This is a genomic window from Enterobacter sp. 3U4 (assembly GCF_057224565.1).
This window is the reverse complement of record NZ_CP136665.1, coordinates 4,635,946-4,649,269: the sequence shown is the minus strand read 5'-3', so window position 1 is coordinate 4,649,269 and position 13,324 is coordinate 4,635,946. Positions and strand designations below refer to the sequence as shown.

Here is a 13,324-nt window from a genome sequence, read left to right as displayed (position 1 = left end):
CCCCCACGGGGAGAGGGCGTAAAAACTAAAAACGGTAACGGTTGTTACCGTTTTGCTTCTACCAGGGCTTTAAACACCTCTGCCACCGCCACGGCTCCCGGATCCATCACCCCATCCAGGTTCTCTTTATTGACATACGACGAGCGTCCCGCGCCGGCTTTCGCCATTTTCGACGTTTCTTCTGCGCCCTGCTGCGCGGCCTGCGCTGCCGCCTGAATATCGCCTTTCTGTAACGCCTCCAGCGCCGGCTGCAGCGCATCGATCAGAGTGCGATCGCCGAGATCTGCTCCGCCGTACTGCTTCATCTGCGCAAGTCCGCTGAGCAAGGCCTCCGGGAGCGCATGACCATCGTGAAGCTTTTGCCCGGCCGCGGTGAAGAAGATCGACATCAGTACCCCGCTCGACCCGCCCATCACCGTAGCCAGCCGCTCGCCAACCAGCAGCAGCAGCTTAGGCACGTCATTAAGCGGGAGCGTGTTCTCCTCCAGGCGCTGCGCAATATCCCGCGCCCCTTGCGCAAAGGTGGAGCCGGTATCGCCATCACCCACTTTGGCATCCAGCGCGTTCAGGCGGTTTTCCAGCTGGATCAGGGTTGTCGACACTGCGGAGACAAACGCACGCACCTGCGGATTGTCAGAGGGGGTATACTCCACACGGTCATGAATGGCGCTATGCGCCACGGTGCGCAGCGGCGCAAACGCGACGGGCTTCTGCCAGCCCAGCGTCTCAACGTCGGCATGAATCGCCTTTTCGAAGAAATCGTTTAGCTTCAGCAGCGTCAGAGAAAAGCCTTTCATATCCAGCGCGCTGACCAGCGGCGCAGGGCCAATCAGGTACGCGATATTCTCTTTCAGCGCCGAGTGCGCCAGCTCTTTGGTCAGCAGCGCCATCTCCAGCGCCGATACGCCGCCAAGATTGTTAATCAGCACCGCAAAACGCCCCTCACCCGCCAGCGCGCTTAACGGCGTCACCAGGGTGTCGATAATGGCTTTGCTGTTTTGCGTATCCACTACGGAAGCCCCGGGCTCGCCGTGAATGCCCAGGCCCAGCTCAACATGGCCTTGCTTAATGCGCCCCTCTTCATCGTCGCTGCCCGGCAGGTTGCACGTTTGCATCGCCACGCCCAGGCTCCAGAGGTTATCGCAGGCCTGTTGCGCAATATCCCGCACCTCGCTCAGCGATTTCCCGTGTTCCGCCGCATAGCCCGCAATCTTGTGCACCAGTGCCGTACCGGCAATACCGCGCGGCTGCTTGTTATCCGGCAGCGCGATATCGTCTGCCACAATCACCATCTCTACCTTCAGGCCGTAGCGCTTGGCCTTTTCGGCCGCCAGGCCAAAGTTCAGGCGGTCGCCAGTGTAGTTTTTGACGATCAGCAGACAGCCGCGATCGCCCGTGACCGCCACAATGGCATTCAGCACCGCATCCACGCTCGGCGAGGCAAACAGATCGCCGCACACTGCCGCCGTCAGCATCCCTTTGCCGACAAACCCGGCGTGTGCGGGTTCGTGGCCTGAGCCGCCGCCGGAGATTACCGCCACGCGGCTTTTGTCCCAGTCGCCGCGTGCGACGATCCTGATGGCCGGATCGATATCAAGCTTGACGAGATTGGCATGTGGCGCAGAGAGCAGTATGCCTTCAATGGCATCGTTGACCAGCTGTTTGCGATCGTTAAAGAAGAATCTGGACATAGTTTCCCACTATTTTGTGAACCGTATGCAAAAGCATAGCCCGCGTTGGATAATGCGCCGCAAAGTCAGGAATTTACTCAACCAAATTGCTATCAGGTTGCCTATACTCCACCCAGGACTAAGAGAGGAAGCGCATCATGAGTACACCATTGTTAATTGCCCGGACGCTTGAAAAAGAGCTCTATTTACTGCCCGCGATGGCGAATCGCCACGGTCTGATCACCGGAGCGACCGGGACGGGGAAAACCGTCACCCTGCAAAAGCTGGCGGAGTCGCTTTCGGAGATTGGCGTACCGGTCTTTATGGCTGACGTAAAAGGCGATTTAACCGGTGTGGCTCAGGAAGGGGCGGCCTCTGAAAAACTGCTCGAACGGCTGAAGAATATTGGCATCACGGACTGGACGCCGCATAACAATCCGGTGGTGGTGTGGGATATCTTTGGTGAAAAAGGCCATCCGGTACGCGCCACCGTCTCCGATCTCGGCCCGCTTCTGCTGGCCCGTCTGCTTAACCTCAACGACGTGCAGTCCGGCGTGCTGAATATTATCTTCCGCATTGCCGACGATCAGGGACTGCTGCTGCTTGATTTTAAAGATCTGCGCGCCATTACCCAGTACATCGGCGATAACGCGAAATCCTTCCAGAACCAGTACGGCAACATCAGCAGCGCCTCGGTGGGTGCTATTCAGCGCGGGCTGCTGACGCTTGAGCAACAGGGCGCTGAACATTTCTTCGGCGAGCCGATGCTGGATATCAAAGACTGGATGCGCACCGACAGCAGCGGCAAAGGCATTATCAATATACTGAGTTCAGAGAAGCTCTACCAGATGCCGAAACTCTACGCCGCCAGCCTCCTGTGGATGCTCTCCGAGCTCTATGAACAATTACCCGAAGCGGGCGATCTGGAAAAACCGAAGCTGGTGTTCTTCTTTGACGAAGCGCATCTGCTGTTTAACGATGCGCCGCAGGTCCTGCTGGATAAGATCGAACAGGTTATCCGCCTGATCCGCTCCAAAGGCGTCGGCGTCTGGTTTGTCTCGCAAAACCCGTCGGATATCCCCGACAACGTGCTCGGGCAGCTCGGCAACCGCGTGCAGCATGCCCTGCGCGCTTTTACGCCGAAAGATCAGAAAGCGGTGAAAGCCGCGGCGCAAACCATGCGCGCCAATCCTGCCTTTGATACCGAAGAGGCGATTCAGGCGTTAGGCACCGGTGAAGCGCTGATCTCGTTCCTTGATGCGAAGGGCAGCCCGTCCGTGGTGGAACGCGCCATGGTGATCGCGCCTTGCTCGCGCATGGGGCCGGTGACCGACGATGAGCGCAACGGCCTGATTAACCACTCTCCCGTTTACGGGAAATACGAAGACGAGGTGGATCGCGAGTCCGCGTTCGAGATGCTGCAAAAAGGGGTCCAGGCGACAACGGAATCGCAGGATGCGCCTGCCGCTAAAGGGCAATCAGTCGCAGTGGATGACGGCATTCTCGGTGGGCTCAAAGATATTCTGTTCGGCAGCACCGGGCCGCGCGGCGGCAAGCGCGACGGCGTAGTGCAGACCATGGCGAAAAGCGCAGCGCGACAGGTCACCAATCAAATCGTGCGCGGCATGCTGGGGAGTTTGTTAGGCGGCCGTCGCCGCTAGACGCGGAATCCAGGGGCGGCCCAGCGCCGAACCCTGTACGCCGTTCTCCTGCAGATAGCGGTCAATTTCCACCATCCCCGTCCAGCGGTTCTCACACCACAGCGGTGCCAGAAGCGTTGGACGGCGGGCGCTGGCCGAGATGCGGTGGTAGACAATATCCGGCGGCGTGTGGCGAATCATCTCTCCCGCCGTCACCGTATAGTCCTCAAGCTCGATACCGCTTAACCGCCCGGCCTCCCAGGCTTTCGCCATAATGCTGCCCTTCACGATATGCAGCGGATGAAGCTTGATGCCGTCCACGCCGGTTTCAACTACTCTTTCCAGCGTTTCAAGGCCATGCTGTTGACCTTCGCCAGGCAGACCGACAATCAGATGTGAACAGACCTTCAGCCCGCGCTCGCGTGCCAGCCGCGTGGTGCGCTGGTAGCAGGCGAAATCATGCCCACGGTTAATACGGTGCAGCGTTTTGTCATGTGCGGTTTGCAAGCCCAGCTCCAGCCAGATCTCGTAGCCTTGTTCTTTGTACTCGCAGAGCAGGTCCAGCACCGCGTCCGGCACGCAGTCCGGGCGGGTTCCCACGCACAGCCCAACGATGTTGGCCTGGCTGACGGCCTGCTGATACATCGAGCGCAGTACCTGTACCTCCGCCCACGTGCTGGTGTAAGCCTGAAAATAGGCCAGATACTGCTTCGCACGGTTCACCAGGCTGGCCTGGTGGGCAAGCTGCTCAGCGATAGAATGGTGCTGCTGCGCCTCATCGGCAAACGACGCGACGTTACAGAAGGTGCAGCCGCCGCGCCCGATGGTGCCGTCGCGATTCGGGCAGCTAAACCCGCCGTGCAGCGTCAGCTTATGAACCTTTTGCCCGTACCGCTGCAAAAGATCCCCACCAAACATATTGACTAATTTCTGTAACTGCATAGTCTGATAGACCGTCCCGGAGAAAGGGGACAAGCCTGCCATTTTTAGCCTCTGTCGGCGATGACCTGGATCAATCGCCCTGGACGGCCTTTATCTATATGAATAAATACTCAGGATTACTGCAATTTCATTCACGCCGTACGTGATTACTTTTCCTTATGTTCTGATTGTTTTTTTCATTTATAGCGCCACCACTGAAAAACAGTGCCTTTATGCGGGTTTGCATCCAATGCCAGATTATTATTCTGCTATAAAACCGCTATTCAGCACGCTACATTGATAATACCGCTTTCATATAGTGAGTCAGATCACACTCCGCTGTGCTCTTTCAGGGCATTCAATCAATGTAAAATTAGTTAAATAACCTTTAAATACAATTGGATATGTTCTCTTTAGCACATTTTTGTATAAATAAGTTTGCCATTTGACCTGTGTACCAATTCCCGATAAGTTGGAAATCCGCTGGAAGCTTTCTGGATGAGCGGCCTGCTCATCATATTTATGCAGTAATTGAGATTCCCTCTGAAGCAAGTCCTCAAACTTGTTTACCTGCGCGAAAGGATGAAAAAGAGGGCGAATGCGAGGTCCGCGTATGAAACGCAAACCCCGTCGCCATGCTCTTTCTGTGCCTGTGCGCCACGGTAAAGTTCAGTGGGAAGCCCGACGAGCCTGGGGAGGTTCACTGATATGTTGTACGATAAATCCCTTGAGAAGGATAACTGTGGTTTCGGCCTGATCGCCCACATAGAAGGCGAACCTAGCCACAAGGTAGTGCGTACTGCTATTCACGCACTGGCCCGTATGCAGCACCGTGGCGCCATCCTTGCCGATGGTAAAACCGGCGACGGTTGCGGCCTGCTGCTGCAAAAACCGGATCGTTTCTTCCGCATCGTGGCGGAAGAGCGCGGCTGGCGTTTAGCCAAAAACTACGCTGTCGGCATGCTGTTCCTGAATCAGGATCCTGAAAAGGCTGCCGCCTCACGCCGCATCGTCGAAGAAGAACTTCAGCGTGAAACCCTGTCGATTGTCGGCTGGCGCAATGTGCCAACCAACGAAGGGGTGCTCGGTGAAATCGCCCTCTCCTCGCTGCCTCGTATTGAACAGATTTTCGTCAACGCGCCTGCGGGCTGGCGTCCGCGTGATATGGAACGCCGTCTGTTTATTGCTCGCCGCCGCATTGAAAAACGTCTCCAGGACGATAAAGAGTTCTACGTTTGTAGTCTCTCTAACCTGGTGAACATCTATAAAGGTCTGTGTATGCCGGCTGACCTGCCGCGCTTCTACCTGGACCTGGCGGACCTGCGTCTGGAATCGGCCATTTGCCTGTTCCACCAGCGCTTCTCCACCAACACCGTTCCACGCTGGCCGCTGGCTCAGCCGTTCCGCTACCTGGCGCACAACGGCGAGATCAACACCATTACCGGTAACCGCCAGTGGGCCCGCGCCCGTACCTATAAATTCCAGACGCCGCTGATCCCCGATCTGCACGATGCCGCGCCGTTCGTGAACGAAACCGGCTCTGACTCCAGCTCGATGGATAACATGCTGGAACTGCTGCTGGCAGGCGGGATGGATATCGTGCGCGCCATGCGTCTGCTCGTGCCGCCGGCCTGGCAGAACAACCCGGATATGGACCCTGAGCTGCGCGCATTCTTCGACTTTAACTCCATGCACATGGAGCCGTGGGACGGCCCGGCGGGCATCGTTATGTCCGACGGTCGTTTTGCCGCCTGTAACCTGGACCGTAACGGTCTGCGTCCGGCGCGCTACGTCATCACCAAAGACAAGCTCATCACCTGTGCCTCTGAAGTCGGCATCTGGGATTACCAGCCAGACGAAGTGGTCGAGAAAGGCCGCGTCGGTCCGGGCGAGCTGATGGTTATCGACACCCGCGGTGGGCGCATCCTGCACTCTGCCGAAACCGACAACGATCTGAAGAGCCGCCATCCGTACAAAGAGTGGATGGAGAAAAACGTGCGTCGTCTGGTGCCGTTTGAAGATCTGTCGGACGAAGAAGTGGGCAGCCGCGAGCTGGACGATGATACCCTCGCCAGCTACCAGAAGCAGTTTAACTACAGCGCGGAAGAGCTGGACTCTGTCATCCGCGTGCTCGGTGAAAACGGCCAGGAAGCGGTCGGCTCGATGGGTGACGATACCCCGTTTGCCGTGCTCTCCAGCCAGCCGCGCATCATTTACGACTACTTCCGTCAGCAGTTCGCGCAGGTGACTAACCCGCCAATCGATCCCCTGCGTGAAGCGCACGTGATGTCGCTGGCCACCAGCATCGGCCGCGAGATGAACGTATTCTGCGAGGCCGAAGGCCAGGCGCACCGTCTTACCTTTAAGTCGCCGATCCTGCTGTACTCCGATTTCAAACAGCTCACCACCATGAAAGAGGAGCACTACCGCGCCGACACGCTCGATATTACTTTCGACGTGAACGAAGCGAGCCTCGAAGAGACGGTGAATGCGCTGTGTGACAAAGCCGAACAGATGGTGCGTAACGGTACCGTGCTGCTGGTATTGTCCGACCGCAACATCGCGAAAAACCGTCTGCCGGTACCGGCCCCGATGGCGGTAGGCGCTATCCAGACGCGTCTGGTCGATAAGAGCCTACGCTGCGACGCCAACATCATTGTTGAAACCGCAAGCGCCCGTGACCCGCACCACTTTGCCGTGCTGCTGGGCTTTGGCGCGACGGCGATCTATCCGTACCTGGCCTACGAAACGCTGGCCCGTCTGGTGGATACCCGCGCGATCGACAAAGATTACCGCGCGGTGATGCTGAACTACCGTAACGGCATCAACAAAGGTCTGTACAAGATCATGTCCAAAATGGGCATCTCGACCATTGCTTCCTACCGCTGCTCGAAGCTGTTTGAAGCGGTCGGCCTGCATGACGAGGTCGCCAACCTCTGCTTCCAGGGCGTGGTCAGCCGCATCGGCGGCGCCGGTTTTGCTGACTTCCAGCAGGATCTGGTGAACCTGTCCAAGCGCGCCTGGCTGGCACGTAAGCCGCTGGATCAGGGCGGTCTGCTGAAATACGTTCACGGCGGCGAGTATCACGCCTACAACCCGGACGTGGTGCGCACGCTGCAGCAGGCGGTTCAGAGCGGCGAATACCGTGATTATCAGCAGTATGCTGAGCTGGTGAACAACCGTCCGGCGGCAACGCTGCGCGACCTCATTGCTCTGAATCCGGGTGATGAAGCGGTCAGCATTGACGACGTTGAGCCGGCATCCGAATTGTTTAAACGCTTCGATACCGCGGCGATGTCCATCGGCGCCCTGAGCCCGGAAGCCCACGAAGCGCTGGCGGAAGCCATGAACAGCATCGGCGGCAACTCCAACTCCGGCGAAGGCGGTGAAGATCCGGCGCGCTACGGCACCAACAAGGTGTCCCGCATCAAGCAGGTGGCATCCGGTCGCTTTGGCGTAACGCCAGCGTACCTGGTCAACGCCGACGTGATTCAGATTAAGGTCGCTCAGGGTGCGAAACCGGGCGAAGGCGGTCAGCTGCCGGGTGATAAAGTTACCCCGTACATCGCCAAACTGCGCTACTCGGTACCGGGCGTGACGCTGATCTCCCCGCCGCCGCACCACGATATCTACTCTATCGAGGACCTGGCGCAGCTGATTTTCGACCTGAAGCAGGTTAACCCGAAGGCAATGATCTCCGTGAAGCTGGTTTCCGAACCGGGCGTCGGCACCATCGCGACCGGCGTGGCAAAAGCCTATGCGGACCTTATCACCATCGCCGGTTACGATGGCGGTACCGGCGCAAGCCCGCTTTCCTCAGTGAAATATGCGGGCTGTCCGTGGGAGCTTGGCCTGGTGGAAACCCAGCAGGCGCTGGTGGCAAACGGTCTGCGCCACAAGATCCGCCTGCAGGTGGACGGTGGCCTGAAAACCGGCCTCGACATCATCAAGGCGGCGATCCTCGGCGCGGAAAGCTTCGGCTTCGGTACCGGTCCAATGGTCGCGCTGGGCTGTAAATACCTGCGTATTTGCCACCTGAACAACTGCGCAACCGGCGTTGCAACCCAGGACGAGAAGCTGCGTAAGAACCACTATCACGGCCTGCCGTTCAAAGTGACTAACTACTTTGAGTTCATCGCCCGCGAAACCCGCGAGCTGATGGCGCAGCTGGGCGTGAAGCGTCTGGTAGACCTGATTGGTCGAACCGACCTGCTGAAAGAGCTGGAAGGTTTCACCGCCAAACAGCAGAAGCTGGAGTTGAGCAAGCTGCTGGAAACCGCGCAGCCGCACCCGGGCAAAGCGGTCTACTGCACCGAGAACAACCCGCCGTTTGATAATGGCGTGTTGAACGCACAGCTGCTGCAGCAGGCGAAGCCATACGTGGATGACAAGCAGAGCAAAACGTTCTGGTTTGATATCCGCAACACCGACCGTTCCGTGGGGGCCTCCCTCTCCGGTTACATCGCGCAGACGCACGGTGACCAGGGGCTGGCAGCGGATCCGATTACCGCGCACTTCAGCGGTACCGCGGGTCAGAGCTTCGGCGTGTGGAACGCAGGCGGCGTTGAGCTGTACCTGACCGGCGATGCCAACGACTACGTCGGCAAAGGCATGGCTGGCGGGCTGCTGGCGGTGCGTCCTCCGGTCGGCTCAGCCTTCCGCAGCCATGAAGCCAGCATCATCGGTAACACCTGCCTGTACGGCGCGACCGGCGGTCGTCTGTTCGCAGCAGGCCGTGCGGGCGAGCGTTTTGCAGTGCGTAACTCCGGTGCTATCACCGTGGTGGAAGGCATTGGCGATAACGGTTGTGAATACATGACGGGCGGGATTGTTTGCGTTCTGGGTAAAACCGGCGTGAACTTCGGCGCAGGCATGACGGGCGGTTTTGCGTACGTCCTGGATGAAGACGGTGAGTTCCGCAAACGCGTGAACCCGGAGCTGGTGGAAGTGCTGGACGTTGATACGCTGGCCATTCACGAAGAACACCTGCGCGGTTTGATTACCGAACACGTGCAGCATACCGGCTCTTCGCGCGGCGAAGAGATCCTGGCGAACTGGCCAGCGTTCTCTGCGAAATTCGCGCTGGTTAAGCCGAAGTCCAGCGATGTTAAAGCCCTGTTGGGTCACCGTAGTCGTAGCGCAGCAGAGCTGCGCGTGCAGGCGCAGTAAGGAATTCAGATGAGCCAGAACGTATACCAGTTTATCGACCTGCAGCGTGTTGATCCGCCAAAGAAACCGCTGAAGATCCGCAAAATTGAATTTGTTGAAATCTACGAGCCGTTTTCAGAAGGCCAGGCCAAAGCACAGGCGGACCGCTGCCTGTCCTGCGGTAACCCTTACTGCGAATGGAAATGTCCGGTACATAACTACATCCCGAACTGGCTGAAGCTGGCCAACGAAGGGCGTATTTTTGAAGCCGCCGAGCTCTCTCACCAGACCAACACCCTGCCGGAAGTGTGCGGCCGCGTGTGTCCTCAGGACCGTCTGTGCGAAGGTTCCTGTACGCTGAACGACGAGTTTGGCGCGGTGACCATCGGCAACATCGAGCGCTACATCAACGATAAAGCGTTTGAGATGGGCTGGCGTCCGGACATGACCGGCGTGAAGCAAACCGACAAGCGCGTGGCGATCATCGGCGCAGGCCCGGCGGGCCTGGCCTGTGCGGACGTGCTGACCCGCAACGGCGTGAAGGCGGTGGTCTTTGACCGTCATCCGGAGATCGGCGGTCTGCTGACCTTCGGTATCCCGGCCTTCAAGCTGGAAAAAGAGGTCATGACCCGTCGCCGTGAAATCTTCACCGGCATGGGCATTGAGTTCAAACTGAACGTGGAAGTGGGCCGCGACGTGCAGCTCGACGACCTGCTGAAGGATTACGACGCCGTGTTCCTGGGCGTGGGCACCTATCAGTCCATGCGCGGTGGTCTGGAGAACGAAGACGCGCCGGGCGTATACGACGCGCTGCCGTTCCTGATCGCCAACACCAAGCAGATCATGGGCTACGGTGAAACCGCCGATGAGCCGTTCGTCAGCATGGAAGGCAAACGCGTGGTGGTGCTGGGCGGCGGTGATACCGCGATGGACTGCGTGCGTACCTCCATTCGTCAGAATGCGGCACACGTGATCTGCGCCTACCGTCGTGACGAAGAGAACATGCCGGGCTCTAAGCGCGAAGTGAAAAACGCGCGTGAAGAGGGCGTGGAGTTCCAGTTCAACATCCAGCCTCTGGGTATTGAAGTGAATGCCAACGGTAAAGTGAGCGGCGTGAAGATGGCGCGCACTGAGATGGGGGCACCGGATGCGAAAGGCCGTCGTCGCGCGGAAATCGTGGCGGGCTCTGAACACGTGATCCCGGCCGACGCCGTGGTGATGGCGTTCGGTTTCCGTCCGCACAGCATGGAGTGGCTGGCGAAGCACAGCGTTGAGCTGGATTCGCAGGGCCGCGTAATCGCGCCAGAAGGCAGCGATAATGCGTTCCAGACCAGTAACCCGAAAATCTTCGCCGGTGGCGATATCGTTCGCGGTTCTGACCTGGTGGTGACGGCGATTGCCGAAGGCCGCAAGGCGGCTGACGGGATCCTGAACTACCTGGAAGTGTAAAAAAAACAGGCCCGATTGGGCCTGTTTTTTTATTTCACGACGCGTAGCGCCGGACGACCGCCGCGCGGAGGCGGATCGTCATCAGGGTCATTGTCGTCGTGATGATCGGGTTTATCGCCATCGATAAGTGACATCACCGTGTCGCTTTCGCGCTCATCGGATGCGTTGTCATCATTCAGGCTGGCAACATCTTCATCATACGCCGCTTCCGGCTCGAACATGGTACCCGCACCGTTTTCACGCGCGTAGATAGCCAGCACAGCTGCCAGAGGTACGGAAACCTGACGCGGCACGCCGCCGAAACGCGCGTTGAAGCGCACTTCATCGTTTGCCAGCTCCAGATTACCTACCGCACGCGGCGCAATGTTCAGTACGATCTGTCCGTCACGCGCGTATTCCATCGGAACCAGCACGCCCGGCAACGTCACATCCACAACCAGGTGCGGCGTGAGCTGGTTATCCAGCAGCCATTCATAGAAGGCGCGCAGCAGATACGGACGGCGTGGGGTAAGTTGTGACATTTCCACAGTCATTAGCCTCGGCCGAGACGCATTTCACGTTCCGGTTCAGTTAAAGATGCCAGGAAAGAGTCGCGTTCAAATACGCGAGTCATATAGCCTTTCAGCTCTTTCGCGCCAGGACCGCTGAACTCTACGCCCAGGGTTGGCAGACGCCACAGCAGCGGTGCCAGGTAGCAGTCCACCAGGCTGAACTCATCGCTCAGGAAGAATGGTTTCTGACCAAACACAGGGGCGATTGCCAGCAGCTCTTCACGCAGTTGCTTACGTGCAGCGTCAGCTTCAGAAGCGGAACCGCTGGTAATCACGTTCATCAGCGAGTACCAGTCTTTTTCGATACGCTGCATGTACAGGCGGCTTTCACCACGCGCGACAGGGTAAACAGGCATCAGTGGCGGATGCGGGAAACGCTCATCCAGATATTCCATAATGATACGGGATTCCCACAGGGTCAGCTCGCGATCCACCAGCGTCGGTACGCTTTGGCTCGGGTTGAGATCGATCAGATCCTGAGGCGGGTTATCCTTTTCCACATGCTCGATCTCAAAACTGACACCCTTCTCGGCCAGCACGATACGAACCTGATGGCTATAAATGTCAGTAGGACCAGAAAACAGCGTCATTACCGAACGTTTGTTGGCAGCGACAGCCATGAAAACCTCCAGGTATATTCAGAATTTTTACTGCTACCAGCCCAACAGGGGCCAGCCAGATGTTGTATCGCCCATCCCAGAGAAAACACATTGTTCAAGAATCGAACAAAAATCGAGTATTCACCGATATTTGGGCAGAAAATTGGATGATAGTTTACCAGATTTTGATGGCTTTGTGGTGAGGGGATTCTGGAAATGTGGAAAAAGAGAAGATATATGCACGGAGATTGTGGATAACCTGCGCATTATCCATAAAAAAACCCGCCGAAGCGGGTTTTTCGCCAATCGTTCTGCGTAAGCAGAATGGATTAACGTTTGGAGAACTGTGGACGACGACGTGCTTTACGCAGACCCACTTTCTTACGTTCAACCTGACGCGCGTCACGAGTAACGAAGCCAGCTTTACGCAGTTCAGAACGCAGGGATTCGTCGTACTCCATCAGAGCGCGGGTGATACCGTGACGGATCGCACCTGCCTGACCGGAGATACCACCACCTTTAACGGTGATGTACAGATCCAGTTTTTCTACCATGTCAACCAGTTCCAGCGGCTGGCGAACTACCATGCGGGCAGTTTCGCGACCGAAGTATTGTTCCAGAGAACGCTGGTTGATTACGATTTTACCACTGCCCGGTTTGATGAAAACGCGAGCTGCGGAACTTTTGCGGCGACCAGTGCCGTAGTATTGATTTTCAGCCATTGCCTATAATCCCGATTAGATGTCAAGAACTTGCGGTTGCTGTGCCGCGTGGTTGTGCTCGTTGCCTGCGTAAACTTTCAGTTTACGGAACATAGCACGACCCAGCGGGCCTTTTGGCAGCATGCCTTTAACCGCGATTTCAATCACACGCTCAGGACGGCGGGCAATCATCTCTTCAAAGGTCGCTTCTTTGATACCACCGATGTGGCCGGTGTGGTGGTAATACATTTTGTCAGTACGCTTGTTGCCGGTTACAGCAACTTTATCAGCGTTCAGAACGATGATGTAATCACCGGTATCAACGTGCGGAGTGTATTCCGCTTTATGCTTACCGCGCAGGCGACGAGCCAGTTCAGTAGCCAGACGGCCCAGAGTTTTACCGGTCGCGTCAACAACATACCAGTCGCGCTGTACGGTTTCTGGTTTAGCTGTAAAAGTTTTCATTAAAAGCTTACCCAAATAATAAGTTACACGTTGGTGAACACCCAAACGTTTAGTCAGTTGAGGTTCACACGACAAAGTCCGGCAAACCTACCCCTTCGAATAGCACATGCCGACACATAGAAAGTTTCGGGAAAAAAACCTTCTCGTAACGTGGGGTCGCAAGATTATAGAGAAGTTGAG

9 protein-coding genes are annotated in these 13,324 nt (G+C 57.2%); 3 read left to right on the top strand and 6 right to left on the bottom strand.

The annotated features are described in order from the left end of the window. Window positions 1-44: 44 nt before the first annotated feature. Entirely contained in the window at window positions 45-1,691 is a 1,647-nt protein-coding gene (locus tag RVY89_RS22135) for a dihydroxyacetone kinase subunit DhaK (RefSeq protein WP_484826447.1), read from the bottom strand. 137 nt (window positions 1,692-1,828) lie between these two features. Here RVY89_RS22135 and RVY89_RS22130 point away from each other — a divergent pair, with 137 nt between their 5' ends. Beyond that, entirely contained in the window at window positions 1,829-3,331 is a 1,503-nt protein-coding gene (locus RVY89_RS22130) for a helicase HerA-like C-terminal domain-containing protein (RefSeq protein ID WP_484826446.1), read from the top strand. Here the strand turns inward: RVY89_RS22130 and mnmL are convergent. Continuing rightward, the gene (gene mnmL, locus RVY89_RS22125) at window positions 3,311-4,252 is read right to left on the bottom strand and encodes a tRNA modification radical SAM protein MnmL/YtqA (RefSeq protein ID WP_484827980.1); all 942 of its coding nucleotides are present in this window, start codon (window positions 4,250-4,252) and stop codon (window positions 3,311-3,313) included. The two genes, RVY89_RS22130 and mnmL, sit on opposite strands and share 21 nt — an antisense overlap. Window positions 4,253-4,939: 687 nt before the next feature. Between mnmL and gltB the strand changes: the two genes are divergently transcribed. Continuing rightward, complete coding sequence (gene gltB, locus RVY89_RS22120) at window positions 4,940-9,400, top strand: glutamate synthase large subunit (RefSeq protein ID WP_484826445.1); 4,461 nt, start codon at window positions 4,940-4,942, stop codon at window positions 9,398-9,400. A 9-nt stretch (window positions 9,401-9,409) separates the two neighbouring features. Next, the gene (gltD, locus tag RVY89_RS22115; protein ID WP_023309377.1) at window positions 9,410-10,828 is read left to right on the top strand and encodes a glutamate synthase subunit GltD; all 1,419 of its coding nucleotides are present in this window, start codon (window positions 9,410-9,412) and stop codon (window positions 10,826-10,828) included. A 29-nt stretch (window positions 10,829-10,857) separates the two neighbouring features. On the opposite strand, the gene sspB is transcribed toward gltD, so the two are convergent. The 4 genes from sspB to rplM form a co-directional block, all read right to left on the bottom strand. Then, complete coding sequence (gene sspB / locus RVY89_RS22110) at window positions 10,858-11,355, bottom strand: ClpXP protease specificity-enhancing factor (protein ID WP_024906337.1); 498 nt, start codon at window positions 11,353-11,355, stop codon at window positions 10,858-10,860. Window positions 11,356-11,360: 5 nt separating this feature from the next. Next, a complete protein-coding gene (sspA, locus tag RVY89_RS22105) occupies window positions 11,361-11,999 on the bottom strand; it encodes a stringent starvation protein SspA (protein ID WP_014885418.1) in 639 nt (212 codons plus the stop codon). Between the two features lie 308 nt (window positions 12,000-12,307). Then, complete coding sequence (gene rpsI / locus RVY89_RS22100) at window positions 12,308-12,700, bottom strand: 30S ribosomal protein S9 (protein ID WP_003860436.1); 393 nt, start codon at window positions 12,698-12,700, stop codon at window positions 12,308-12,310. 15 nt (window positions 12,701-12,715) lie between these two features. After that, entirely contained in the window at window positions 12,716-13,144 is a 429-nt protein-coding gene (gene rplM, locus RVY89_RS22095; RefSeq protein ID WP_003860434.1) for a 50S ribosomal protein L13, read from the bottom strand. Window positions 13,145-13,324: the final 180 nt, after the last annotated feature.